The organism is Sporomusa rhizae, assembly GCF_041428845.1.
GTDB lineage: Bacteria > Bacillota > Negativicutes > Sporomusales > Sporomusaceae > Sporomusa > Sporomusa rhizae.
This window is the reverse complement of record NZ_CP156925.1, coordinates 3,414,571-3,439,879: the sequence shown is the minus strand read 5'-3', so window position 1 is coordinate 3,439,879 and position 25,309 is coordinate 3,414,571. Positions and strand designations below refer to the sequence as shown.

The window sequence follows — 25,309 nt, the reverse complement described above, 5'->3', positions numbered from 1 at the left end:
AAAAGTGGACGATGCGTTGAGAATTAAAAGCTGTCCCTGTGGAATTTTTGGTAAAATGAACAAGTGGTATGCCACCCCTTTAGTAGACAGGAAGTATGATTAACGTACAACTTGCAACTAAGGGGGTTTTTATATGTCTAGAGCTCAGTCTATAAACCCGAAAGTTCAATTGATTGATTCTTGCAAAAATTTATAGTTAGTTAGTCACAATGTTGTGCAGAAGAGTAAATGTAACAATGATACAATAACTGTAAAGCACTCGAATAATGTCGAATAGTAACTGATGGAAGGAGGAAAAAAATGAAGGATTTAATTGAAAAAGCATTTAGAGATGACAAAATAACCCGTCGTACTTTTCTTAAGGGTGTAGGTGCCATCACAGTAACCTACTCATTGGGTGCAGCTGGTGTTTTAGGCATTGACGCCCATACGGCAAATGCTGCAGAAGATGAACCTATCAAATACATTCATAGCTGTTGCACGGTAAACTGTACTTCGCGCTGCCACCTTAAAGGTCATGTGAAAGGCGGTCGTATCGTCGCAGTTTCTCCGGGGGATTTTCCAGGTAGGGATGATTATCCTAACGCTTGTCTGCGTTCGATGAGTTACGCGCAGAGGTTGCAAGATCCTAAGAATCGCGTACTTTATCCTATGAAAAGAGTAGGGCAACGGGGGGAAGGAAAGTTTGAACAAATCTCATGGGAGGAGGCTTACGACATAATTGCGGCCAAACTTATGGAAACCAAAGAAAAATATGGTGCGCAGGCTGCCTCCTTCTTTACAATGTCTGGAAACCTGGCTAAACTTGCTTGGGAATCCACTACTCGTCTGGGAGCGACTTTTGGTGGAACAACGTATATTACTGAAGGTTTAATGGGTGACCATGGCGCCAGTATGGGTATGAGGCTGGTCTATGGACAGGAACGTGGCGGTCATGATACCCGAGATTATATGAATTCAAAACTCATCATAATGTGGGGGCGTAATCTCGCCGATACACATACCAGTGATTTACGCTATCTCATCAAAGCTAGAGAAAACGGTGCTAAAGTAATAGTGATTGATCCTCGCCAGAGCAGTACTGCGGCAGTTGCTGATCAATGGATTCCCATCCGGCCGCAAACTGACCCGGCTCTTGCCTTGGGAATGATGAACTATATGATTTCCCGCAATTTACATGACGTGGCCTGGCTTAAAGCAAATAGTTGTGCACCTCTGCTTGTACGTGATGATAATGGGCAGTACCTACGGATCAATGGTTCCTATGCAATTTGGGATAATAACTCCAATAGTATTGTGCCTATGGGAATGATGGGTGCTGATCCGGTCATTACTGGAAACTATACTGGCCCAGATGGTGTATCATGCCATCCTTCTTTTGTCGATTTGGCCAAAGAAGCAGCCAAATACTCGATAAAAGTAACTGCGGAAATTTGCGGGTTGGAAGAAAGAACGGTAGAACAACTTGCTCATGAGTATGCGACGATGAAACCGGCTGGCATTCGTATGGGGCAAGGAATGCAAAGGGTCTACAATTCTTTTGCACCTTTCCGTGCGGTAGCAACTTTGGCAGCTGTAGCCGGGTATATCGGTGTCCCGGGTGGTGGGGCTTCCCATATGGGAGGAACAGCTTCTATTAATCCAATTCCTGGTGTTAACGTACCTGACTTTAACTTTGCCGAGTGGTCCAATACCGGAGGAGCACCCTTTATCCAGGAAAAAAGCTCTAACCTTTATAACAAGATGGAAAATGGTGACATTAAATTCCTTTGGATTGGTGTATCTAACTTTATAAATCAATCGCCAGACGCTAATCGTGTCATCAAAGATCTTTTACCTAAAGTACCATTTATCGTCCATGTGGATCCATACTGGACGTGGACTGGTAAATACGCTGATCTTGTTTTACCGGGAAAAACTCACTGGGAAGTCTGGGATATACTGGTACGTTCCCCATGGGTTATGCTTGATCAACCAGCGATTGCTACAATGGGTCAGAGCAAATCAGACTGTGAAATATGTACAGACGTGGCAAAGCGGATCGGACTAGGACATTTATGGAATAAAACTGACGAGGAGTGGGTGCGGACATTCATGACATCAAAACACCCTGCCTTTGCCGCATTTAATTGGGACAAGTTCGTAAAAGAAGGGATATTTGCCAGATCTGATGGTATTTTTGAACCCGTATTTTCATTTAAGGATCAGAAATATAAAACTCCAACAGGTAAGTTTGAATTCTATACGGAAAAGTTAAAGCAATTGGGCGAAGAAGTCCCAACCTATAAACGTATGCTGGAAGATCCGCAGGGGGAATTGGGTAAAAAGTTCCCGTTGGTTTGTATCAATTATCATGACAGGTTAAACGTACACAGTCAGCATATGCTTTATCCGGCTTTGAAGCTGGTTACTTCTGAACCGGAAGTCCAAATCAATACGGTAGATGCTCAGGCCAGAGGGATTGTTCATGGAGATAAAGTCAAAGTTTTCAATGATCGAGGGCACTGTATTCTGAAAGCATTTGTAATGGAAGGGATTGCTCCTGGCATAGTGGCTCTGGCAAACGGTTGGACACCAGACCAGTATATCGAAGGCAGCTTCCAGAATATAACGCACTTCACGATTAACCCTGTCGAAGAATTTATCAGCCAGACGAACTCAGCATTTTGTGATGTGCTGGTTGAAATTAAAAAAGTATAAGGTGGGGTGAATTATGTCAGAAAAACAATATGCGATGATTATTGATACAACGAGGTGTATTGGCTGCCAAACCTGTGTTGTTTGTTGCAAGATCAATCATCAGATACCGGGAGATGTTTCTTGGAATAGAGTAGAAACAATCGGCAGTAAAGTAATGTATCAACCAACGGGAAAATACCCCAATCCAGTACTTGCTTTTCGTCCTGTCTTGTGCAATCATTGTGCTAACCCCTCCTGTGTCAAAAATTGCCCGACGGGGGCGATGCATAAAGACACAAACGGCATTGTTTCAGTTAACCAAGAAATTTGTATAGGCTGTGGGTATTGCAACTGGGCTTGCCCCTACAATGCTCCTAAAATGGATAAGGTGAAAAACGTAATGCAAAAGTGCACTTTTTGTATGGAGCGTATTGAAAAGGGTGAAGTGCCCTATTGTGTTGAAGCTTGTCCAGGCAAAGCCCGAATTTTTGGTTTAATTAGTGATCCCAACAGCGAATTATCTAAATTGATTGCGGCCAAACATGCACAGCCTCTGTATCCGCAATTTGGAACAGTACCTTCTGTTTACTACATATAGGGGGGTAATTATGATAGCAACTTATTTTCCCTTTTTTGTTTTTACATTGCTAATTTGTTTATGTACAGGCACATTTGTTATGTATGCTCTTTGGCGATTTAGCGGTATTTCTTCAGAAAATGCCATCCTTAAGGCATCTCGTCAGATACTACCGGTGCTGCTGGTATGCCTGGGCATAGCCAGTATCGCAACTGCCTCGCATCTTGGGAAGCCTTTTCGTTTTCTAAATGCATTTTATAATCCAGGTTCCATGATTGCCCAAGAAGGAATTTGGTCGATGGTGTTTGGCGCTATCTTGACCTTAGTTGCTTTCCGAGTTTGGCGAGGCCAAAAAGTTCCAAAAGTGTTTTATACTCTGGGAGGTATTGCTTCGTTCCTACTTCTGCTTGCTTGTTCGTTAGTCTATGTGCGAGCAATCGGGATACCTGCTTGGAACAGCGGCATGACGATAATCTATTTCTTTGGGAGTTCTATTTTGTTAGGAGTAGCGGTTGTTTATGCTGCCAGTATGCAGCAGGCGGAAGAAACGAATCGTAAAACCATGGTTAAAGTGGCATTGATTGCTGTTGCCGCTCAAATCCTTGTAACTGCCGCCTTTACTGTTCAGTTAAAACTTGGTGTTATGAATGTTATCCTTCCACAAACCGTAGGATTAGACATTGCCCGATGGGGGATTGGTCTTTTAGCGCCAGTTGCTATTTCTTATTTAGCTTGGCGCGGTGAATTGGGCAATAAGTGTGCAGGCTGGTCATTTCTGGGTTGTGTATTGGCTGGAGAAATCTTATCTCGATTGATTTTCTTTATGCAGGGAGTGCATCTATAGAAAATAGCTAAGCAGGGAGTGAGTCGTCTCCCTGCTTCAAGCATTTAATAATTTAGAAGTAATTTGTATTAAGTTTTTTACTGTTTCTACATTGCATCCGGAATCTTTGTTATTAATAAATTGATTGCCGATTTTTATCAGTATTTTGAGTGCAACAGTGGGTTTAACTAGTATCCTATATAAAGATATATTGGAATTTAACTGATCTTATCCGTAAAGCTGCTGATTTTTAGTTTGTATCAAAAAGGGTGATAACATGGCTAAAATTATGAAACAGTATCTAAAAGAATGTGATTTATCTCCCTGTTTGCGTGAAATATTTGATAGAAAACTTGTTCCTAGTACGCTAAGGCAATTACAAAAAGGAGAAATACTTTGGCACGAAAAGGAACGGCATTCATATTGTTATTTTATTAAGAACGGTATAATCAAATTGCATGTTATTATCAAAGATGGACGGGAAAAAGCCTTGTTTTTTTATACTAACGGTTCTCTGTTGGGGTTTCAAAATCTGGCAGAAAATAAAATGACGGTTACGACGGCGACCGCCATTACACCTACCACGCTTTATGCCGTTGAGTTTTCTCAGCTTTATTCTTTTATTACCAAGCATCATGAATATTTGTCTGCGTTGACAAGCTATCTGTTTCACCATATGGCCACGGAGGCTCAGGAAATAGTTAATCTCTCCTTGTTTAACACAATGGAGAGATTGGCAGGATTATTAGTGCTTCTGGCCGATGAGTACCCCAAGAATGAACAAGGCGAAGTGTTGATTCCAATTAATAATCAGGAGTTAGCCGCTATGGTTGGTGCGTGTCGTAACAGCGTATACAATGCTCTTTCCTTATTTCAAAAGAAAAATATTATAACGAAGCATAGAGGCAGCTTAATAATCACTGACCTAGATCGTTTAAAGAGTGAAACAACAAAGAAAAAAGGATAGTATAAATGCAGATTAAACAGCTTGGTATAGTGCGTATGGATTATTTAAGCCTCCTGGTTTCAGCATTTTTTATCTATATGTATAACAATGTATTTATGGTGGTAATACCGTTACTACTAACCGCTATGGGGGGGACGGGGACGTTAGCGGGGGTACAGGCAATGCTTTTTTTAGTTACCGCTATACTTCTGCGCTTTTTTTTTGGTCCATTAGCCGATACATATGGTAGGCGTATGACAATGCTTTTGGGCAGTATCTCCTTTTTAGCTACGTCTGTTTTATTCTTACATGTAGTAGAAGTATGGCAAGTGCTTGTTTTGCGTATAGTGCAGGGGGTTGGTCTTGCAGCTTACTTTCCAGCAGCTATTGCGACGGCTGCTGCTTGTGCGGGTATCCGGAACAAAGGTGTATATATTGGTATCTTACGAATGGTGGCATCGTTTTCTTTAATGGTTGGACCCGTTATCGCGCTTTTTCTAATTCAGAATTATGGCTATCACACTTTTTTTCAAGGGATAGCAGTATCAGCATTCTTAGGTCTGTTAGCAATTTTTTTCATTCCTGCGCCGGTGCTTGGTCCTGAAAAACATGCCGGCAAGGAGAATAGCATGAGTTTGCGGCAGAAATGCAATTTCCTGCCTTTGCTAAAAAAGTGTCCTTTAATTCTTGGAACCACATTTACTACGGCAATTAGTTATGGTGTCTTTATGTCCTTTGCTGCTTTGTTTATAAAAGAACAAGCCAGTGCAATAAATGCCGGTTTCTTTTTTACGCTTTACTCAGCAGGAGGAATGGTTGCTAATGGCGTTATTGGCTGGTTATCCGATCGTTTCGGGCGCTTACAATTAATAGTCTGTTGCCTAATGTCTTTAGGCATTGGGATAATTATGTTTGCACTTCTTCCGAATGTGCTGTTTTTTCTTTATCCTGCAGGCTTGTTTTCAGGTATTGGATATTATGGAAGCATAGCTGTTTTAATGGCTTGGATGACAGAAAAAGTTGAGTCGACTGAATGTACTGCTGCACTTTCTCTCCAGCAGAATGCATTAGATTTTGGGATTGCCTTTGGTAGTGTGGTATTTGGGACTATATTGGCGTGCCTAGGCAATGGTAGCATTCTTTACCAGGTCATGGGTGTATTGTATTTAGGTTATGCCCTATTTATATTTTTTACTGAAAAGAAAGATAGTAAGCAACCAGCTTAACACTACCTTAACTTCTCAAAAAGTTACGATAACGGAGGTGTTTTTATGTTTAATTTTAGTATGCCGGAATTGGTTTTGGTTTTGGTCATTGCGTTAGTGGTTTTTGGTCCAGGGAAGTTGCCTGAAGTAGGTAAAGCTATTGGCAAGGGAATTCAGGAATTTAGAAGGGCAACAACCACACCACCTAAAGAGGAATCTCCCAAAACGATAGACATACATAGTGAGAAATCGTAAAGCTATGAAAAATTGTTCTGAGGAGGAGGCAGCTTATGGCGGGGAAGATTGTTCCACACAAGAAGCTTTGTCTGAATACTCGCTATAAGAAAATGACATGCCGCCGCTGTGCGCGAATTTGCTCTAAAGGATGTATTAGTGAGAAACTGGAATTTGATTTGAGTAAATGTGATGAGTGTGGGCTGTGCATGGCTGTTTGTCCGGCAGAGGCTATTGCAGGAGAGAATTATTCAAGGAAAGACGTGGAGAATATGCTTAATATGGCCGATTCTCCGCTAGTCTTATGCTGCAGCCGTCAGGACAAACAAAGTTGCTGGCCTTGTCTGGGTTTTCTTGATACTCGTTTATTCTTGGCTATGGCTTATAGTGGAAAAGGGAAGCGGAAGGTTGTCGTGGATAACCGGAGATGCTCTAAATGTAACCCTAAAGTGGCCGATTATTTGCAACGGCTTTTATATAATGTGAACATATTCTTACATGCTTCCGGTAAAAGCCCCATCGTTCAAGGTCAGGCTGTAAGTAATTATCCGCATAAAGAAAAAGTCGTTTCTCGCCGCGCGTTCTTTGGCAGCTTAATTGGTGATGTTATGACTGTAATAACCGAAGTGGTAAGAAGCGATGGCAATCCGGCAGAGTTATTGCCCAGACAGGAGTTCTTTAGTACTTATGTAAAGTATCATTCTTTTCCGGAGATGATGCCAACTAGCCTGTTTAATGCTATTTCTATCGGGAAAAGTTGTCATGCCTGCGGTCTTTGTGCAAAGATATGCCCTCAAAAGGCAATTGAGATTAAAGAGCAAGGCGAAGTAGTAGATTTTTATCATAGGGCGCTTACTTGTACTGGTTGCGAAGTATGTGTTGCCCACTGCCCGCAAAAAGCAATAACGCTAGTTCCGGCACATAGCTTGAAAATAACTTATGTCGCAACACATCATATGCCTCGTTGTCCGCAATGTAATAAAGTGTATCAACCAGTTGGTAATAACTCGCTTTGCTTTGAATGCTTAACGAATGATAGATGACTAGAGGAGTTATATCATGAATTGGCTGAAAAATAAGGTTTTCAAAATTCAGGTGAAAAAGTGGCTCCAGCGGGGATTTGCCGGAAGTTTAATATATTTGATCTTAGTAAACGGTGTTGCGTTGGCTTCGCCAGAAAAAACTTCAGCGGCGGCAGCGGAACCGCGGGTGATAAACAGCAGTAAAGTTAATACGCAAATCTTAGCGGGAAGTTTTTTTCAGCCGAGCCTTGTCACAAATTGGACAGAGCGTGATTTTGCGGCAGAGTATGACGCGATGAAAGCGGTCTCAATGAATCACATAATATGGCAATGGACTGTGGATACCAAGGCGAAACGGGCTTGCTATCCGACGGGGCTTCCCGGATATTCGCAAATTTTCCGCGAGGATATGGTTAAAATTTCGTTAGCCCAGGCGGATAAGAAAGGCATAAAAGTTTGGCTAGGCCTTACCGCTAATGATGATTGGTTTCGCTATTATGCAAATGATGAAAAATGGCTGGCCCATGAGGTCAGTCTTAACAAAAACATAGTTCAGGAATTATGGCAGCGCTATGGCGACAACTATGGAGATACGATTGCCGGTTTTTATATCTGGATGGAAGTGGATAACGTTCATTTTCAAAATAGCATAAAGCAAAACCGAATCGCTACGGCCTACAAGGAGGTTGCCGAGGAGGTTCATCAGGTTACAGGAAAGCCTGTGATGATTGCTCCCTATTTTACACAAAAAAGAGGACAGGATGCTTCTAACTACGCGAATATGTGGGGAAATATACTGAAAACTGCGCCTATTGATATTATTGCGCTACAAGACGGATTTGGTGGCGGAAATGGTTCAGTGACGGAAATCGGAAAGTGGCTGGCGGCTTTAAAAACGAAGATAACAGAAGTCAGGCCGCAAACAGAATTATGGAGTGACCTCGAGACGTTTACTCCCGACTTCTTACCGGCACCTATTCAGCGGGTTATTAGCCAAATTAACGCAGAACGGAGCTTTGTAAGCAATTTTACGAGCTTTAGCTTTAATCATTATGATTCGCCTAATAACGGGCATAGGATGCTATATCTCCAATACAAAAAGTATGTTGATTCGCTCCATGAGCTTTAACATACGGGACGGCCGTGGGACAAGGTCCTTAAATAATAAAAGCGGGTCTTACAAAATGTACATTATTAGTGCAGTTTGTAAGACTCGCTTTTGTTTTTTACTTGCTTATAGTAATAGTCACCATCTATTGTCAGGGAACAACAAGATTTATGTAAATTGATTGTACTTTGTACTTTTTTCAGAATAGACTGTTTTTGTTGGCGCTGATGGTATATAACGACAATGATGGAATATAATGGAAGTAAATATTGATTAGCGTTTGAAAGCGTGACAAGTAGGGTTACAAAAATATGCTGGAGAGATACTTTCACAATCAAAACTTTACAGCGGATAGGGATAAATTCGACCCTTCTAGGTAAAAAAATCCAATAAATTTGCTCATTTAGTATAGATAACAAATTTAAGGAGGGTGATTTATGTCCTGGAAAAAACTTTGTTCAGTGATGCTAGTAACAATGTTGTTCGCATCACTCCTGGTTGGTTGTGGTAGTGGTACCACTAGCAACACAGCCACCAAGTCTCTACGGTTTAGTATTGGTGCAGAACCTGAGACCTTGGATCCCCGCAAGTCTACCGGTGTCCCTGAGTCTACTGCACAAGCTCAACTCTATGAAGGGTTGGCTGCGCTGGACAGTAAAGAAACCCCTATTCCAGCAACGGCAGAGCGCTGGGAAATTTCCCCTGATGGACTGAACTACAAATTCTATATTCGTCAAAATGCAAAATGGTCCAATGGAGATCCTGTAACTGCTCACGATTTTGAGTATGCCTGGAAAGAAGTGCTGCGGCCTGAATTCGCAAGCAAATATGCTCTTCAGTTATATTATCTCAAAAACGGCGAAGCTTACAATAAAGGAAAAGCGACTGCCGATCAAGTTGGGGTAAAAGCCCTTGATGACAAAACTCTTGAGGTAACATTGGAAGCCCCTACTGCATATTTCCTGGCTTTAACAACTTTTCACACTTACTACCCTGTTAATAAAAAAATAGTTTCCACGAATGAAAAATGGGCTGCCGATCCCAAAACCATTATTGGCAACGGCCCGTTCAAAGTTAGCAACTGGGTACATCAATCCAAGTTGGAATTAGTAAAGAATGAACATTACTGGGATATTGCCAAAGTAAAAACAGATAAGGTAGATCTAATCCTGACTGATAACGCTACCACAGCACTATCCATGTTTGAAAATGGGCAGCTTGACTTCATTGACACCCCAGCTCCTCCTACTTCAGAAGTTCCGCGCCTTGCTAAAGAGAATAAATTACAAGTATTCCCCTACCTGGGAACTTACTATTATGCGTTTAACAACAGTGTTGCCCCTACTAATAATGCTAAAGTAAGAAAAGCATTGTCCCTGGCGATTGACCGGGAAGCCATTGTAAAAAATGTTACTAAAACCGAGGAAGTTGCTGCTGCTGCCTGGATACCACCCGGACTTCCTGATGCCACAGCTGGTGAAGATTTCCGTAAGGTCGGCGGCGACCTTGTAAAATACGATGTGGCAGAAGCCAAGAAACTGTTGGCTGAGGCTGGTTATCCTGACGGTAAGGGCTTCCCTGACCTGACTTTGACTTATAACACCGACGACCGCCATAAGGCGATCGCCGAAGCCATTCAGGAAATGTGGAAGAAAAACCTGGGGATTAACGTTGCTCTTACCAACCAGGAATGGAAAGTATTCATTAACAACCGTTCTCAAGGTAATTACCAAATCGCCCGCCATGGCTGGATTGGCGATTACCCGGATGCTATGACATTCAGCGACTTGTTTATTATTGGCAGCGGTAACAATAATATTCAATATAAAAATCCCGAGTATGACCAACTGGTTAAACTTGCTCAATCCACTGGCGATCAAACGGTACGGATGAAGGCTATGCACGATGCAGAGAAAATGCTGATGGAGGATGCGGCTCTTGCGCCGATCTATTATTACACCAGACCTGCGGTCGTAAAGCAAAACGTTAAAGGCTATGTTCGTTCTATTACCGGTCTCACTTACTTAAAAGAAGCCTACGTCGAGTAATGCCAGAAGAGGGGGGGGCGCTGATGGCGTACCCCCTCTTAAATCAAGGAGTGATTATTTTTGCTGCAGTATACTTTAAACCGATTTGTGTCGATGCTGGTCGTTTTGTTGGTAATTATAACTGCAACTTTTATTCTTATGCACTCAATTCCTGGCGGTCCGTTTACCGCAGAACGCGCTTTGCCGGATGCAGTAATGCGAAATATTAACGAACGTTACCATCTGAATGATCCCCTATGGAAACAATATATTGATTATCTTGGTAATATTGGTAAAGGTGATCTAGGACCATCCTTCAAGTATGAAAATCGTACAGTCAACGATATTATCGCTGAGGGCTTTCCGGTTTCGGCTCAGTTGGGCGGGATAACGGTGCTAATTGCCTTAAGCATAGGAATTCCGGCAGGAATTATCGCCGCTCTTTACCAGAATCGATGGCCGGATTATGCTACTATGTTTCTGGCCACCATTGGTATCTCAGTGCCAAACTTTATATTAGCTACGCTATTTATTTATGTGTTTGCATTAAAACTTGAGCTTCTTCCTGCGGCAATGTGGGAAGGGGTGGAGTACATGATTCTTCCGGCCTGTTCACTGGCCGGCTTATCCACTGCTTTTATTGCCCGGTTAGTACGTTCTACCATGTTGGAAGTTATGGGACAAGACTTTATTCGCACAGCGCGTGCCAAGGGGCTTACTGAGTTTTTGGTCGTTTATCGCCATGGTCTTAAAAATGCTCTTATTCCAGTAGTTACGTACCTTGGGCCGCAAATTGCAATGATATTTACTGGAAGCTTTGTTATCGAAACCATCTTTGCAGTACCAGGACTGGGACGACACTTTGTAACCAGTATTTATAATCGTGACTATACGGTAATTCTGGGGATAACCGTATTTTACAGTACCCTGCTAGTTTTTCTCAATTTTTTGGTAGATCTTGCTTATATGTTGCTTGATCCAAGAATTAAACTAGACAACAAGGAGGAGAACTGAGCATGGCGCCCAATCCAGAATTATTCAAACGCATTGATTTTATTCATGACACATCCTATGATATCGCCCGTCCCAGCACTACCTATTGGCAAGATGCCTGGCGCCGGTTGAAGAAAAATAAAATGGCCATGGCCGGCTTAGTCATGGTTTGTATCATTACTATCACAGCAATATTTGGGCCGTTTTTTACAAAATACAATTACTCCGATCAAAAATTAGAATGGGCAAACCAACCACCTTCTGCCGAGCATTGGTTAGGTACCGACAACCTTGGTCGTGATATGTTTACCCGTATACTATACGGTGCCCGCATTTCACTTTCCATAGGGATTGTTGCCAGCCTGCTAAACTTTACCATTGGTGTGGTATATGGCGGCATTTCCGGCTTCTTTGGCGGTCGGGTTGACAGTATTATGATGCGGGTTATTGATATTTTATGGGGCATTCCGCTACTTCTCTATGTTATTTTACTTATGGTTGTATTAGAACCAGGCCTCACGAATATCTTTATCGCTCTTGGTCTTGTCTACTGGTTAAAGATGGCTCGGATTGTTCGCGGCCAAATATTGTCACTTAAACAACTGGAATATATTTTAGCTGCAAGGCTGATTGGTGCCAAGCCCTGGCGTATTATCTTACGACACCTCATTCCCAACAGCATGGGGCCGATTATAGTTACGGCGACTCTTGCTATTCCGGAAGCCATATTTACGGAAGCCTTTTTAAGCTTCATCGGCTTGGGTGTAGCGGCGCCGATGGCCAGTTGGGGCGTTCTTGCCTCCGAGGGTGTTACCAGTTTGCGTTCTTACCCTTTTCAACTTTTTTGTCCAGCTGTAGCAATTAGTATTACCATGTTGTCCTTCAACTTTTTGGGGGATGGATTACGTGATGCGCTTGACCCGCGCATGCGCAAGTAAGGAGGCATAAGCGGTGCAACCAGTTCTATCTGTTGAAAATTTAAAAGTTATTTTTAATACCTATGCTGGAAAAGTGCAGGCGGTTAATGACGTAAGCTTCAGTCTGGGAAAAGGTGAGGTGCTTGGCATCGTTGGTGAGTCAGGATGCGGCAAAAGTGTTACAACCAGCGCCATTATGGGTCTCATTCCTTCACCGCCTGGTCAAATACCCAGCGGACGAATTATGTTTGAGGGAAAAGACCTTATAAAGATGAGCGAGAAAGAGCTGCGATCGATACGTGGCAATGATATCAGTATGATATTTCAGGATCCGATGACCTCGCTGAACCCTGTCTTGACTGTCGGGCTTCAACTCTCTGAAACCTTCATGCTTCATCAAGGCCTATCTAAAAAACAGGCATTGGAAAAAGCTGTAGATATGCTGCGACTAGTGGGCATTCCAGCGCCAGAATCCCGTGTTTTGCAGTATCCGCACCAGATGAGCGGCGGTATGCGGCAACGGGTCATGATTGCCATGGCTCTTGCCTGTAATCCTAAAATTCTTATTGCGGACGAACCTACCACGGCTCTTGATGTTACCATCCAAGCCCAAATCATTGACTTGATGAAAAATCTTAACCAGCAGTTGGCTACATCCATTATTCTCATAACACATGACCTTGGTGTCGTTGCAAGTATTTGCCACCGGGTGATGGTTATGTACGCTGGCAAAGCTGTGGAAATGGCGCCGCTCAAAGAACTCTACGCCAAGCCGCAGCATCCTTACACCTGGAGCTTGCTTCGCTCGGTACCTCGCCTTGATATGAAAAAAGGCAGTCTGGAATCTATAGCAGGTCAGCCGCCGGATCTACTGTCACCTCCTCCTGGCTGCACTTTTATGCCGCGTTGCCGCGTTGCCATGGAAATTTGCAAGCAACCGCCAGAGCTGGCTACGGTAGAGGAAGGGCATACCTGCCGCTGCTGGTTGGTAGATGAAAACTCACCGTATGCTCCTGCAACCCTATTTAAGGAGTGTGAGCCGGCATGAGCGACGTGTTAATGGATATACAAAACCTTACAAAATATTTTGTTGCCAAGCGATCGCTGTTTGGCAAAGCCGAGTCCTATGTAAAAGCTGTTGAGAATGTATCTTTTCAAGTGGAAAAAGGGGAAACGCTAGGGCTGGTTGGTGAGACCGGCTGCGGTAAATCAACGATTGGCCGCACCGCCGTCGGTCTATATTCTCCTACCGCCGGTCAGGTATTATTCAACGGTGAAAATGTGCATGCTGCTCTGGGTGGGAGTAACTCCTTAGCCATGCGACGAAAAATACAGATGATATTCCAGGACCCATATGCGTCCCTTAACCCACGTATGACTGTCGGTGATATTATTGGTGAGCCGATTGATATTCACGGTTTGGCTGCAAAACAGGAAAGAACCAGCCGGATCTATTATTTGCTTAAGAAGGTTGGTCTTAATCCTGAGCACGCCAGCCGTTTTCCTCATGAATTCAGCGGTGGCCAACGGCAGCGTATTGGTATCGCCCGCGCGCTGGCCGTTGATCCGGAATTCATCGTCTGTGACGAGCCTATTTCCGCGCTGGATGTATCTATCCAGGCGCAAGTAGTAAATTTACTGCAGGAACTGCAGGCGCAATTTGGTTTAACCTATCTCTTTATTGCACACGACTTGTCAATGGTTAAGCATATCAGCCGACGGGTTGCCGTTATGTATCTTGGTTCTTTGGTAGAGCTTGCCGACTGCGAAGAACTCTATAAAAATCCGCAGCACCCCTATACTCAGGCACTGCTGTCAGCTATTCCTATTCCGGATCCGGTTGTGGAACTGGAGCGTAAACGTATCATTCTTAAAGGCGATGTTCCCAGCCCGATCAATCCGCCAAGCGGCTGCAAGTTTCGCACCCGCTGCCGGTATAGCGTGGCAAGATGTGCGGAAGAAATACCGGTCTTTGTGTCGCAAAACGAGCATTATGTTGCCTGTCATTTAGTGAAAAAGAACTAAAAGAAGGATTTTCCAGAAAAGTATGGAAAATATAAAATACCCTTTTAGACTTTGTTATAAGCAACTTATCCCTCATCTCAAAGGGTTCACGGTAATACGAGCCGTAGATTTTCGCGCACATGTAATGTGAGGTTTGAGGAGGTATACTTTTATGTTAAATCAAAATGTTTTGGCGCTTGGCAAGAAGCGCTCGACTATTCGCGAAATCTTTGAATTTGGTAATCAGCGTGCAAAGATTGTAGGACGAGAAAACATCTTCGACTTTTCAATCGGCAATCCCAATGTGCCTGCACCAGATTCAGTACAAGAGGCAATTCGCGACATAATTAATACTAAGCATCCATCATCCATTCATGGCTATACTTCGGCACAGGGGAGTGAAGACTGCCGTATCGCAGTTGCGGAGTCTTTAAACGTCCGCTTTGGAACCGATTATTCAGCGAAAAATCTTTATCTTACCGTTGGTGCAGCTGCATCTCTTTCGGTCTGCTTAAAGGCATTAACAGCTTCGCCTCAGGATGAGTTTATTGTTTTTGCACCGTTTTTTCCGGAATATCAGGTATTTATTGAGCATGGAGCTGGTGCTAAGTTTGTAGTGATCCCCGCTCAGGTACAGGATTTTCAGATTAATTTCGATGAATTTGAGAAAAAATTAAACCCTCATACGAAAGGGGTAATAATTAATTCTCCTAACAATCCTTCAGGCGTAGTTTATTCGAATGAGACCATTAATCGTCTGGCCGCACTTCTTAGCACCAAGTCAGAGGAATATGGTCATCCAATTTATTTAATTTCTGATGAACCTTACCGTGAAATTATTTACGATGGAATAAAGGTTCCCTTTATTGCACCGAGCTATAAGAATACGTTGGTTTGTTATTCTTATTCTAAATCTTTGTCTCTTCCTGGAGAACGTATTGGCTATGTTTTAGTACCTAACACAGTAGACAATTTTGAAGACGTATATGCTGCTGTCTGCGGCGCTGGACGTGTGCTGGGGTATGTCTGCGCGCCATCACTATTTCAGCACGTTATTACTCGTTGCGTAGCAGATATAGCAGATATCTCTATTTACGAAAAAAATCGAAATATTTTGTTTGAAGCTTTAACTTCTATGGGGTACCACTGTGTAAAACCGGAAGGCGCATTTTATCTGTTCCCGAAAACGCTAGAAGAGAATGATTATGCATTTTGTGAACGCGCCAAAAAGTATGATCTATTGCTTGTGCCTGGTACTGGGTTCGGCGCGCCGGGTCATATGCGCATATCATACTGTGTACAAACCGAAACAGTTCAGCGTGCTCTGCCTCTGTTTGAAAAATTAGCAAAAGAGTATGGATTTTAACGAATAATTTATATGCTTGATTTATGTTCGCCTGGACTTCGGTTCAGGTGATTTTTTTTAGAAGTATCACACTCACTTAAATTACAAAAACCACTCAGCCATAATAGGACTGAGTGGGAATAGTAAGATTAATAGTAACGCCGTGAGCCAATATACCGCTCAACAAAGTAAGAGCTATCAAGTCGCGCAACAGCTATAGCTCCTTTGCTCACGCTTGTATGAAGAAATTCCCCTTCTCCAATATAAATACCAACATGCGAAGCCCCAGGTGCATAAGTTTCAAAAAAGACTAAATCGCCAGGGTACAGCTCGTTTTTTCCAATTGGATAGCCTACTTCAAACTGAATGTCGGCCGTGCGCGGCAAGTCAATACCATGCTTGGCAAAAACATACATAGTGTATCCCGAACAGTCAAAACCGTCAGGAGTAGTTCCACCCCAAACATAAGGTACACCAACATACTTTTTGGCAGTAGCGGCAATTGCATTGCCTAAGTCTCTATTGTCGTCTTTTTGCTTGGCCGAATCCTGTACCGGCTCTTTCCTTTGCTTTTCATCCGCATTTGTTTCCGCTTCTAGCGGCTCAGGCATTGCAATAGCTACTTTGTCTTGCTGAAGCAGATTCGAACTATAGCTATCATCGGTCTTTCCAAACGCGGCGCAGTTGGCAGTTAAGTTAAGCATGAGTAATACCGCTAAGGCGACGACCTTATATATTTGCACTTTTCGTATATTGTATCCCCCTCTTTCATTTTTGAAGAAAGTACAGCCTTCAAAACAATTCCATATCTATATGTCAGTGGAAGTATAGTAAATTGGACTAAAATCGAAGAAAAAATATTATGTTAATTAACTCTAATTATAAATATGCTTCTTAGTGACTTTTTGCTATTTTTGGAATATCCTAAGATAATAAGTTTTGAGTGGCTTAGGTTAAAGGACAAGCAAGCGCCCAGGCAGAGGGCGCACCAAAAAAAAGCCGCTCAACCCTGAAGGTAGAGCGGTTAACTAACTGGTTTTCCTGTTTAGATTATGGTATCGGGACAGGTTTATATTTGGCTTTATTTAGCACAATGTTTGGTATAAAGAGTAAAATAATAGCCCCGACTTGGGGCTACTTTAAATTTATCCTTCTGTTGTAGTGGTAACAACAACTGTATTCTTCATTGACTCGGCAAGCGTCTCAGATGTTGCGCCAAGGTCAACGTCGGCATCTACTGCGACAGTAAACTTAGTACCTACAGGAATATCTTGATTCTTTCCTCTGAGAAATCCGGAAAATATACCTATCGCTAGCCAGGGAACAACCATACCATGACCACCGCCGTATTTTTTTGTATCTAAAGTAAGAGGGACTTCAATATTATTCAGCGTCTTTATACGGTTTGCTTCAAGCTCAATTCCACCGCCTTTTCCCCAAGAGCCTGCACGTTTTACTTTCGTTACAATTGCTTCGCCTGTTGTACCTTTTGGGATTACAACAACGCTATTGACCACCAAATTTTCTGTAACTTTAAACATAGCTTTGTCGCCAAGATTATTTTTTCCGGAATTTACTCCGGTCATTAATTCGGCATGGAGTATTGTCCCCTTCGGAATATAGACATTTCCGGGAACTACACTGGATATCACAGGAGCTGCATCAGTTTTAGCGCTTTCTGCAGCTAGGGCAATTGGGGTTAGTAGTAATGAAAAAATAATAACTGCCACAGTTGTTAATTGGAACTTTTTACTCACAAAGATCATTCCTTTCAACTTGTCTACTTTTCTTTGATGCAAAACTATTATTTCTGTTTTTAGCCATCCAATCTACTGCGTTATAATGCCAACCAGCCTCCTTTTGAGTTATAAAATAAAAACACAGCATGTCCAATACAATGCTGTGTTCTTTGCTGTAAAAAAGCTAAAAATTAATAGAAATATAACTTATATCGAATATTATCGTATAAGAAAATTATATGGTAAAATTACATAAAAATGTGTCGATTTATCATGTTGCATATTGATAATTTTTGTAAATTAACGGTGTATTACGCTGATTACTTAAGAGAATATAAAAACATAGCCCTGTAAAAAAAGGCTTTAACCTTGTTGATTCAAGGTTAAAGCCTTTTAATTTCGTGAAGGAATTAAAGTGAAATCTTGACAATCTCGCCCCCTAGGCAACCAAAAACATAAAGGAGAAATCTAAATATAAAGAGAATGTAGTATATAGGTTTCCTGTCAGGGGACGGGAGTGTTGAAAAAAATGTTTTGAATGATACGACTATAGATGAGTGAGCAGCCAAAAGAACCCCAAAATCTGTAGGCGATAAAGGTGCGAGTGAACGGCGTCTTATCTGAATAGTTAATTAATTATATTGACTATGGCTAAACTTTTACGTATACTTAAATCATACCCTACAGGGGTATCGTATTAAAGTGGCAATCGTCTACAAAAAGGGTTACAAGTAAAACTTAAGATACGACCGCGAGGTTATTTGCAGGTGTCATTGCAGAATGGATAGATCAAGTACCGGCTTGGTTTAATTTTTATTTAAATAGGTAAGCTAGGGAAGGCGTGTGATACGGTAGATTTAACAAATATTCAAAGGAAAGCATGAGCGGGTTGCAATAGGAACCAACTCATAATTTATGTAGGAAACTTTTAAGGATGTAGGATCAGATGTAAAACTCATAAACTGGAGGTGTGATTGTTGTATGACATCACTATTGAAACAAACACGGGAAATTAACCAATTATTACAAAAAACTGAAAAGGTAGATTATAATAAGGTTGTTAAGCTTCTCAGCGAGTGCATAACCGCTAATGCTTATCTAATCGACAAGGATGGCGTAATTCTGGGATATGCTCTGTGTGAAGGATTCGAATGCGGCATTGTACTGGACGAGGTTTTAGAACAAGGCCGGTTTCCGGAAGAGTATATGAAAGTATTGAGGAGTGTACGTGAGACTACTTGCAATATTCGTCTCAGTAATAAGTGCTGTGTGTTTAGTGAGGAGATGAAATGCTCTGTTGGAGAAAAATACAGCCTTGTAGTTCCTGTGGTCGGAGTTGGTAAACGACTGGGGTCTTTAGTAATTGCCAAGTTCCATACGGAGTTTACAGAAGATGATCTAGTGTTAGCTGAATATGGTGCCACAATGCTAGGAATGGATATGCTCCGAGACAGTATAGATAAACTGGAGGAAGATACTCGCAAGAAGACTACCGTACAGGTCGCTTTAAGTACGCTTTCCTATTCCGAGAGTGACGCGATAATGAATATCCTAAGTGAACTTGATGGAGATGAGAATTTGATTGTGGCCAGCAAAATTGCTGACAGTGTTGGCATAACCAGGTCGGTTATTGTCAATGCGTTGAGAAAACTTGAGAGTGCAGGCGTAATTGAATCGAAGTCGCTAGGCATGAAAGGTACATATATAAGAATTCTCAATGATCATCTGCTTGAAGCGTTTAAAAAACAGGCGCACTAAACAGAAACCGCCTAAAGCATCCTTATCACCAAGGAGCTGTAGGCGGTTTTTATATAAGCCATCTACTAGAACGCTCTGGTAGATGGCTTATCGTTATCCCGGTGTTGATGCAGTTTACTATAAGGTCCGCTCGCATTCAGTAATTCTTGATGGGTGCCATATTCAACGATTTGACCCTTTTCCATTACTAGGATTAAATCGGCTTGCTGTATAGTTGACAGGCGGTGAGCTATGACGAAAGAAGTCCGTCCGATCATAAGTTTTTCAAGGGCTTCCTGGACAAGTTTTTCACTTTCATTGTCAAGCGCTGAGGTTGCTTCATCCAAAATGAGAATGCGCGGATTTTTAAGTATGGCTCGGGCAATGGCAATTCGTTGTCTTTGCCCGCCAGACAACTGAGAGCCGCATTCGCCAATCTGAGTTTGATAGCCATTGGGCATTTCACTGATAAATTTATGGGCATTAGCAGCTTTGGCGGCGGCAATTACATCTTCCTCTGACGCGCTTAAATTCCCATATAATATATTTTGATAGATACTTCCATTAAATAATGTGGTTTCTTGCGGTACGATGCCAATCTGAGTACGCAGGGACTCAAGGGTTACTTCTTTGATGTTGATCCCGTCAATCGTGATATGTCCGGAGATAGGATCATAAAAACGTGGTAACAGGTTAGCGATTGTTGATTTGCCGGAGCCGCTCTGGCCAACCAGGGCGACCATTTGACCTGGTTTAATAGCAAAAGACAGATTGGATAAAATTATTTCACCGGGTTTATATTCGAACGAGACATTATGAAACTCAACATATCCATTGATTGGCGGCAAATTAATGGCGCCAGGAACGTTTTGAATGTCCGGATTGGTATCAATTATGTCAAAAATTCTCTGAGCTGCAGCCAAAGCTCGTTGAATATTTCCGTAAACGTTACTAAGCCGTTTTATTGGGTTTGATAGGTTCGTTGCGTAGGTGATAAAAGCAATAAGCCATCCGGATGTTATGACCCCGTTTATTACTTGGATGCCACCGTACCAAATTATTGCTGTAACCCCAAGCGAAGCAAGGATATTTATTATCGGCGTGATAACGGATGATACTTGAACCGTTTTCATTTGGGCACGAAAGTTCTGTTCATTCTCCTGGTCAAAACGGTTTAATTCGTATTTTTCCCGAACGAATGACTGGATTACTTTTATCGATACCAGCGATTCCTGTAGAAATGCTGTAATATCTGCGGTGCGCTCCTGCAATGTTTTACTTTTGACACGAAGTTTTCTGCCGGCAATATTGATGGCTTGAAGAATAAAGGGAAAGCTTGCAAAGGTAAGTAGGGATAGTTTCCAATCAATATAAAACATAAACGCGATTGAACCAATTAATATAACAGATTGAGTGACGAATTCAACAACGTTATCAACCAGGGCGTTTTGCAGGGCGTTAACATCATTAGTGATGTAGCTCATGATGACTCCGGTTTGCTGAGATTTAAAAAATGCTAATGAAAGCCGCTGCAAATGTTTATAGATTGTCCTGCGAATATCAACAACAACCCTTTGGGCAACATAGGCCATAAAATAAGTTTGTGCATAGATAAATATGCCTTGCGCCACCATGATAACAACGATTGTTATGGCAATTGAATTGAGGGCGCCAAGGTCTTTATTAACCAGTACATTATCAGTTAAGTTGCCGATAATTCTGGGAATATATAAAGTTACTCCAGCGGAAAAACTTGTACATAGTAGAGCAAGAACCAGCCGAGGCATATACGGTTTTACAAATTTTAGCAAGCGTAGGTATAGTGTCATCAATTAACCACTTTCTAATCGCAAGTGCGATTTAACATTAATGTAAAAGTAAAAATGTCCTTTTAATTTTGGGTTGTCTAACTTTTCTTGTCGATATTTGTAAGATAAGATTATTATGTTATTTTCCTCAAAACTTTATATAATTCCTGCTAATTTTAGGTTATTCGTTCTAGGCCGTTAAGTCAGCTTTGATTAGAAAAACTTCTGTCCAGTTGATGGATTAATCTGGCAGGAGTTTGACGTTCCTTTTTTTGTCACAGTTGAACGATCTTTGTAATATCTCTTTGTGGCATATTTAACACCTTTAACACGTAGTAATTAAAAAACACAAAGAAGGGATACTTATGAAGTTATTTAAACTGACACTGTGTTCTTTAGTTATTACTACATTATTATTTGCTACAGGGGAGATAAAAGAAGAATTAGAATACTCGCGAATCGTAACGAAAGTGCCCACTACCAAAAAGGTAGTGGCGTTGACTTTTGATGACGGTCCCAGCCTGAAAACGACAGAAGAGATTTTGGCGATTCTTGATGAAAAGAAAGTGAAAGCAACTTTTTTTGTTCTTGGTCAGAATGTTGAACTGCTTCCCGGAGTACTGGCCCAAGAGATCGAAGAGGGGCACGAAGTTGGAATTCATAGTTACGACCATAGGATACTCTCTAAAATAAGCAAAGACGACGTAAAAATGGAAATCGAAAAATCGGAGAAGCTAATTGCGAAGGCAACAGTCAAACCAACTTTATTTCGTCCACCAGGTGGATCGTACAATAAATCAGTGCTAAGTGTAGTAAAAGATAAAGGGTATACTATGATTTTGTGGTCAGTTGATCCTCACGATTGGAGCAAGCCATCTGCAAAAAAAATTGTGGATGTAGTTATGAGTAAAATTAAACCGGGAAGCATTATTTTGTTACACGATCTGAAATACCCTTCACCTACCCCTGAAGCAGTTAGTATTATTATTGACCGTCTCAAAGAACAGGGCTACGAGTTTGTTACAGTTAGCGAATTATTAAAGTATTACGAAATTCAAGCTGCCATTACTTCTTTAACTGATACTATGTAAGAAAAAAATAAATGCTTTCGGAAGAAATCCGAGAGCTTCTTTTACGCCTGATAATTGGACTAGCTTACGTAATGAATGGAGAAGAAGTACCAAAGAAAAATAAGATACTATAACAAGTTCTTACTGATCTTCATAGTATTGCAGTAACTCACTTACAGTAACAAATTGATATCCGCGGGATTTAAGATTATCAATAATAAACGTTAGGGATTCTATCGTCGGCGACGGGTATTTACCATCATGTAATAAGATTATGCTACCTGGTTTTATATTTCTCATAACAGAATCGACTACCTTCCCAACAGGAGGCGAGCGCCAATCTTCGGTATCTATAGACCATAAGATAATTGAGTATCCTTTAGAGCGGGCTAAAGCTAACGTTCTTTTATTATATTTTCCGCCAGGAGGACGGAAAAGAGAGGGTTTAGGGGCAATTTCAAAAAGGGCATCCTCTGTTTTTTCAATCTCTTCCGTTATTCGATTTTCTTTTAGCGTAGTAAGCCAAGGGTGACTATATGTATGGTTTCCTATTTCATGTCCATCTTTAACCTCCTGTTCGATAAGCGCAGGAAACTTTTTGGCTCGTTCTCCCACAACAAAGAAAGTTGCCTTGACATTCTTTTCCTTTAAAATATTTAAAATTTCAGGTGTAGTTGAATTTAGGGGGCCATCATCGAAGGTAAGGGCTACAACTTTTTCATTTGTTGGAACATAATCGATAACCGGTGAAACGTCTATTAAAAAATTTTCATCTTTTACCGCTAGCAGAACCGCTATGCAGATTACATACAAATACAGCTTTTTGAATGGATTTGACTGACCCATATTTACTCCTCGCGAACCCACAACCAATTTTTGTATTCTATATGTTCTGCGAATGTAAGATATGCACATTTCCTTAAAGGACATAGAAAGGGACAAATGGGGACGGCAGACCAGTGACGGTTCTCTGACTCATCCTGCTTAAGTGTTTTTGCAGGGATGGCCGTCAGCAACAAAAACACCTGCCAAATTTGTATTAATTTGGCAGGTGCTTTCGTTGTTTTTAGGGAAGTAATATGCTTTTACAAGGAATGTAAGAATATGAGTCAGAGAACTATTCTAACTCATAAAAAGGAGATGGTCTAAATGAAATATCTATTATTAGTAGTATCAATATATTCAGGATACAATTCATTGAATAAGATTTATATTACGCATTAAAAATATTTTATAAAGATGTATGTATGTAATGGGTAGAGGGGCTGCCAGCTTTAACCGGCATCGCTTTTGTACATTCAAGGCATGTGAGCTTCAAAGGCTTCGCGGGCTTTTGTAAATAGGACTCTGCACCCCCAGGCGAAACCTGTGGTCAAGAAGATTTATATGAAAAGAGGGATTGCATGGAAAAGAAGGAATACCGTAAAGAAGAGTTGAAAAAGCGTCTGAATACGCTTCAATTTGCCGTGACTCAAGAGAATGCGACGGAAATGCCGTTTCAAAACGAGTATTGGGACAATAAGCATGAGGGGATATATGTTGATATCGTTTCAGGAGAACCCTTATTTAGTTCATTGGACAAATATAATTCCGGCTGTGGGTGGCCGAGTTTTACAAAACCACTAGCCAAAGAGAAGATCCAGGAAAATGCTGATACAAGCCATGGGATGACTCGTACGGAAGTGCGCAGTAAAAATGCAGACTCACATTTGGGACATGTATTTCCTGATGGTCCACAACCCGGAGGACTACGATATTGTATCAATTCTGCCGCGCTGCGATTTATTCCGAAAGAAGAACTGGAGAGGGAAGGCTATGGAGAGTTTCTGATATTATTTAACAAGTAATTTTCTAATTAACCCAAACAATATTGATTGTGAGGAGTTTTGATGGAATATGTACGGATAGCGACAATAGAAGATGAATTTGAGGCTCAGATTCTCCAATCGATTTTAGAAGAGCGTCAGCTTAACTACTTCCTAAAGTCCTTCTATGATAGTGCGTATGATGGCTTATTTCAAAGAAACTATGGCTGGGGAGTTATTTTTGCCTCAAAGGATAATGAGAAAGAAATACTGGAAATAATTGATGATATTAGAAAAACCGTATAACAGTTCAGACCAGCCACATCGCCAGAAAACTGCCTAAGCCGTTAATCAATCAAAAAGTGTCCTCAATGTATCGTGAACTGAAACCATGATAACTTGAGTACACTTTTAATTTTCGTCATACTCATTTGTAGGGGGAAGGAAGCAGAACTTGTTTGAAGTACTAATGTTGGAGTGATATAATAATTATAGTTATTATTTTCCAAATAACAGGTAGGAAGTGGGTGCTTTTTATGCCAAGAATATTCGGTTCAAATATAATGCTGCGGGAATATAAAATAGAGGATTTGCCTTGCTTGCGCGCCTGGGTTAACGATCCGGAAATTGTTGATAACTTATCAGATATATTCTTACATGCTCATTCGTTGAATGAAACTGAAAGATTCTTACAAATGGTTCTTGAAGGAACATCAGAAACTCAAAAGCATTTTGTTATTGCTGATATACAGACAGAAGAATATATTGGACAGATAGATATTATTAAACTTGATTGGAAAAACCGCATTGCCACAATGGGTATCGTTATCGGTAAAAAGCATCTGTTAGGGAAAGGGCTTGGAGCCGAAGCCATAAAACTGCTGGAGAGTTTTGTATTCGATAGATTAAATTTGAATAAATTGGAGTTATCTTTGCGCGATTATAATAAACGAGCGTACAAGTGCTATTTGAAGTGTGGTTTTGTAGAGGAAGGACGTTCCCGGCAAGCTTTTTACATTAACGGTCATTATACAGATGTCATTTTTATGGGTATTCTAAAAGAGGAGTATAATAAATTACGAGATCTTCAAAAGTAATACACAAAAGCTCCCCAGTGGCGGGGAGCTTTTGTATGACATCGCCACAATAAATTCGGTCATGTGCAGAATTTAATATGCCAATAAATCTAAATAATTTAATTACAGTAGGCGCTCGCATAATACATTGAGTACACAAGTTGGATTGATATTATAAGCCATATTTTGTATAA

At 41.3% G+C, this 25,309-nt stretch carries 23 protein-coding genes; 19 read left to right on the top strand and 4 right to left on the bottom strand.

Annotated features, from left to right (window positions below; genetic code table 11):
* Nucleotides 1-300 precede the first annotated feature (300 nt).
* The 14 genes from SRRS_RS16235 (at nt 301) to SRRS_RS16170 (ending at nt 15,901) form a co-directional block, all read left to right on the top strand.
* Entirely contained in the window at nt 301-2,700 is a 2,400-nt protein-coding gene (locus tag SRRS_RS16235) for a molybdopterin-dependent oxidoreductase (RefSeq protein WP_371361984.1), read from the top strand.
* Nucleotides 2,701-2,713: 13 nt separating this feature from the next.
* Complete coding sequence (locus SRRS_RS16230) at nt 2,714-3,277, top strand: 4Fe-4S dicluster domain-containing protein (protein ID WP_371361983.1); 564 nt, start codon at nt 2,714-2,716, stop codon at nt 3,275-3,277.
* Nucleotides 3,278-3,287: 10 nt separating this feature from the next.
* Complete coding sequence (locus SRRS_RS16225; protein ID WP_371361982.1) at nt 3,288-4,100, top strand: dimethyl sulfoxide reductase anchor subunit family protein; 813 nt, start codon at nt 3,288-3,290, stop codon at nt 4,098-4,100.
* A 256-nt stretch (nt 4,101-4,356) separates the two neighbouring features.
* Nucleotides 4,357-5,046, top strand: coding sequence for a Crp/Fnr family transcriptional regulator (locus SRRS_RS16220; protein WP_371361981.1), 690 nt, complete (start codon nt 4,357-4,359; stop codon nt 5,044-5,046).
* Nucleotides 5,047-5,051: 5 nt separating this feature from the next.
* Entirely contained in the window at nt 5,052-6,251 is a 1,200-nt protein-coding gene (locus SRRS_RS16215; RefSeq protein WP_371361979.1) for an MFS transporter, read from the top strand.
* 45 nt (nt 6,252-6,296) lie between these two features.
* Entirely contained in the window at nt 6,297-6,485 is a 189-nt protein-coding gene (gene tatA / locus SRRS_RS16210; RefSeq protein WP_371361978.1) for a twin-arginine translocase TatA/TatE family subunit, read from the top strand.
* Between the two features lie 35 nt (nt 6,486-6,520).
* Nucleotides 6,521-7,507, top strand: coding sequence for a 4Fe-4S binding protein (locus SRRS_RS16205; RefSeq protein ID WP_371361976.1), 987 nt, complete (start codon nt 6,521-6,523; stop codon nt 7,505-7,507).
* Between the two features lie 16 nt (nt 7,508-7,523).
* The gene (locus tag SRRS_RS16200) at nt 7,524-8,615 is read left to right on the top strand and encodes a DUF4434 domain-containing protein (protein WP_371361975.1); all 1,092 of its coding nucleotides are present in this window, start codon (nt 7,524-7,526) and stop codon (nt 8,613-8,615) included.
* Between the two features lie 416 nt (nt 8,616-9,031).
* Nucleotides 9,032-10,642, top strand: coding sequence for a peptide ABC transporter substrate-binding protein (locus SRRS_RS16195; RefSeq protein ID WP_371361973.1), 1,611 nt, complete (start codon nt 9,032-9,034; stop codon nt 10,640-10,642).
* Nucleotides 10,643-10,702: 60 nt separating this feature from the next.
* Nucleotides 10,703-11,635 carry an ABC transporter permease gene (locus SRRS_RS16190; protein ID WP_371361971.1) on the top strand — a complete coding sequence of 311 codons (933 nt, stop codon included), beginning with the start codon at nt 10,703-10,705 and terminating at the stop codon, nt 11,633-11,635.
* A 2-nt stretch (nt 11,636-11,637) separates the two neighbouring features.
* Entirely contained in the window at nt 11,638-12,552 is a 915-nt protein-coding gene (locus SRRS_RS16185; protein WP_371361970.1) for an ABC transporter permease, read from the top strand.
* A gap of 13 nt (nt 12,553-12,565) precedes the next feature.
* On the top strand, nt 12,566-13,579 hold the full coding sequence (locus SRRS_RS16180) for an ABC transporter ATP-binding protein (RefSeq protein WP_371361968.1): 1,014 nt from the start codon (nt 12,566-12,568) through the stop codon (nt 13,577-13,579).
* Nucleotides 13,576-14,556: an ABC transporter ATP-binding protein gene (locus tag SRRS_RS16175; protein ID WP_371361966.1), complete on the top strand. Its 981-nt coding sequence runs from the start codon at nt 13,576-13,578 to the stop codon at nt 14,554-14,556. The genes SRRS_RS16180 and SRRS_RS16175 overlap by 4 nt, the downstream gene beginning before the upstream one ends.
* 151 nt (nt 14,557-14,707) lie before the next feature.
* Nucleotides 14,708-15,901 (top strand): pyridoxal phosphate-dependent aminotransferase, encoded by a 1,194-nt coding sequence (locus SRRS_RS16170; RefSeq protein WP_371361964.1) that lies wholly within the window; start codon nt 14,708-14,710, stop codon nt 15,899-15,901.
* A gap of 128 nt (nt 15,902-16,029) precedes the next feature.
* On the opposite strand, the gene SRRS_RS16165 is transcribed toward SRRS_RS16170, so the two are convergent.
* Entirely contained in the window at nt 16,030-16,584 is a 555-nt protein-coding gene (locus SRRS_RS16165; RefSeq protein ID WP_371361963.1) for a C40 family peptidase, read from the bottom strand.
* A 441-nt stretch (nt 16,585-17,025) separates the two neighbouring features.
* The gene (locus tag SRRS_RS16160) at nt 17,026-17,637 is read right to left on the bottom strand and encodes a hypothetical protein (protein ID WP_371361961.1); all 612 of its coding nucleotides are present in this window, start codon (nt 17,635-17,637) and stop codon (nt 17,026-17,028) included.
* 963 nt (nt 17,638-18,600) lie between these two features.
* Between SRRS_RS16160 and codY the strand changes: the two genes are divergently transcribed.
* On the top strand, nt 18,601-19,377 hold the full coding sequence (gene codY, locus SRRS_RS16155; protein WP_371361960.1) for a GTP-sensing pleiotropic transcriptional regulator CodY: 777 nt from the start codon (nt 18,601-18,603) through the stop codon (nt 19,375-19,377).
* A gap of 65 nt (nt 19,378-19,442) precedes the next feature.
* Here the strand turns inward: codY and SRRS_RS16150 are convergent, their stop codons facing one another.
* The gene (locus SRRS_RS16150; protein ID WP_371361959.1) at nt 19,443-21,185 is read right to left on the bottom strand and encodes an ABC transporter ATP-binding protein; all 1,743 of its coding nucleotides are present in this window, start codon (nt 21,183-21,185) and stop codon (nt 19,443-19,445) included.
* A 344-nt stretch (nt 21,186-21,529) separates the two neighbouring features.
* On the opposite strand from SRRS_RS16150, the gene SRRS_RS16145 reads away from it, so the two are divergent.
* Complete coding sequence (locus SRRS_RS16145; protein ID WP_371361958.1) at nt 21,530-22,255, top strand: polysaccharide deacetylase family protein; 726 nt, start codon at nt 21,530-21,532, stop codon at nt 22,253-22,255.
* Nucleotides 22,256-22,375: 120 nt separating this feature from the next.
* Here SRRS_RS16145 and SRRS_RS16140 read toward each other — a convergent pair whose 3' ends face one another.
* Nucleotides 22,376-23,080: a polysaccharide deacetylase family protein gene (locus SRRS_RS16140; protein WP_371361957.1), complete on the bottom strand. Its 705-nt coding sequence runs from the start codon at nt 23,078-23,080 to the stop codon at nt 22,376-22,378.
* Nucleotides 23,081-23,637: 557 nt separating this feature from the next.
* On the opposite strand from SRRS_RS16140, the gene msrB reads away from it, so the two are divergent.
* The 3 genes from msrB to SRRS_RS16125 all read left to right on the top strand — a co-directional run bounded on the left by msrB (nt 23,638) and on the right by SRRS_RS16125 (nt 25,136).
* Nucleotides 23,638-24,081 (top strand): peptide-methionine (R)-S-oxide reductase MsrB, encoded by a 444-nt coding sequence (msrB, locus tag SRRS_RS16135; RefSeq protein ID WP_371361955.1) that lies wholly within the window; start codon nt 23,638-23,640, stop codon nt 24,079-24,081.
* Nucleotides 24,082-24,123: 42 nt separating this feature from the next.
* Complete coding sequence (locus SRRS_RS16130) at nt 24,124-24,345, top strand: hypothetical protein (RefSeq protein ID WP_371361954.1); 222 nt, start codon at nt 24,124-24,126, stop codon at nt 24,343-24,345.
* Between the two features lie 230 nt (nt 24,346-24,575).
* Nucleotides 24,576-25,136, top strand: coding sequence for a GNAT family N-acetyltransferase (locus SRRS_RS16125; protein ID WP_371361952.1), 561 nt, complete (start codon nt 24,576-24,578; stop codon nt 25,134-25,136).
* The last annotated feature ends 173 nt before the right edge of the window (nt 25,137-25,309 follow it).

Coding starts and splice junctions, on each gene's coding strand:
- SRRS_RS16235 (WP_371361984.1), top strand. CDS start 301: ATGAAGGATTTAATTGAAAAAGCATTTAGAGATGACAAAATAACCCGT.
- SRRS_RS16230 (WP_371361983.1), top strand. CDS start 2,714: ATGTCAGAAAAACAATATGCGATGATTATTGATACAACGAGGTGTATT.
- SRRS_RS16225 (WP_371361982.1), top strand. CDS start 3,288: ATGATAGCAACTTATTTTCCCTTTTTTGTTTTTACATTGCTAATTTGT.
- SRRS_RS16220 (WP_371361981.1), top strand. CDS start 4,357: ATGGCTAAAATTATGAAACAGTATCTAAAAGAATGTGATTTATCTCCC.
- SRRS_RS16215 (WP_371361979.1), top strand. CDS start 5,052: ATGCAGATTAAACAGCTTGGTATAGTGCGTATGGATTATTTAAGCCTC.
- tatA (WP_371361978.1), top strand. CDS start 6,297: ATGTTTAATTTTAGTATGCCGGAATTGGTTTTGGTTTTGGTCATTGCG.
- SRRS_RS16205 (WP_371361976.1), top strand. CDS start 6,521: ATGGCGGGGAAGATTGTTCCACACAAGAAGCTTTGTCTGAATACTCGC.
- SRRS_RS16200 (WP_371361975.1), top strand. CDS start 7,524: ATGAATTGGCTGAAAAATAAGGTTTTCAAAATTCAGGTGAAAAAGTGG.
- SRRS_RS16195 (WP_371361973.1), top strand. CDS start 9,032: ATGTCCTGGAAAAAACTTTGTTCAGTGATGCTAGTAACAATGTTGTTC.
- SRRS_RS16185 (WP_371361970.1), top strand. CDS start 11,638: ATGGCGCCCAATCCAGAATTATTCAAACGCATTGATTTTATTCATGAC.
- SRRS_RS16175 (WP_371361966.1), top strand. CDS start 13,576: ATGAGCGACGTGTTAATGGATATACAAAACCTTACAAAATATTTTGTT.
- SRRS_RS16170 (WP_371361964.1), top strand. CDS start 14,708: ATGTTAAATCAAAATGTTTTGGCGCTTGGCAAGAAGCGCTCGACTATT.
- SRRS_RS16165 (WP_371361963.1), bottom strand. CDS start 16,584: ATGCTTAACTTAACTGCCAACTGCGCCGCGTTTGGAAAGACCGATGAT.
- codY (WP_371361960.1), top strand. CDS start 18,601: ATGACATCACTATTGAAACAAACACGGGAAATTAACCAATTATTACAA.
- SRRS_RS16150 (WP_371361959.1), bottom strand. CDS start 21,185: ATGACACTATACCTACGCTTGCTAAAATTTGTAAAACCGTATATGCCT.
- SRRS_RS16145 (WP_371361958.1), top strand. CDS start 21,530: ATGAAGTTATTTAAACTGACACTGTGTTCTTTAGTTATTACTACATTA.
- SRRS_RS16140 (WP_371361957.1), bottom strand. CDS start 23,080: ATGGGTCAGTCAAATCCATTCAAAAAGCTGTATTTGTATGTAATCTGC.
- msrB (WP_371361955.1), top strand. CDS start 23,638: ATGGAAAAGAAGGAATACCGTAAAGAAGAGTTGAAAAAGCGTCTGAAT.
- SRRS_RS16130 (WP_371361954.1), top strand. CDS start 24,124: ATGGAATATGTACGGATAGCGACAATAGAAGATGAATTTGAGGCTCAG.
- SRRS_RS16125 (WP_371361952.1), top strand. CDS start 24,576: ATGCCAAGAATATTCGGTTCAAATATAATGCTGCGGGAATATAAAATA.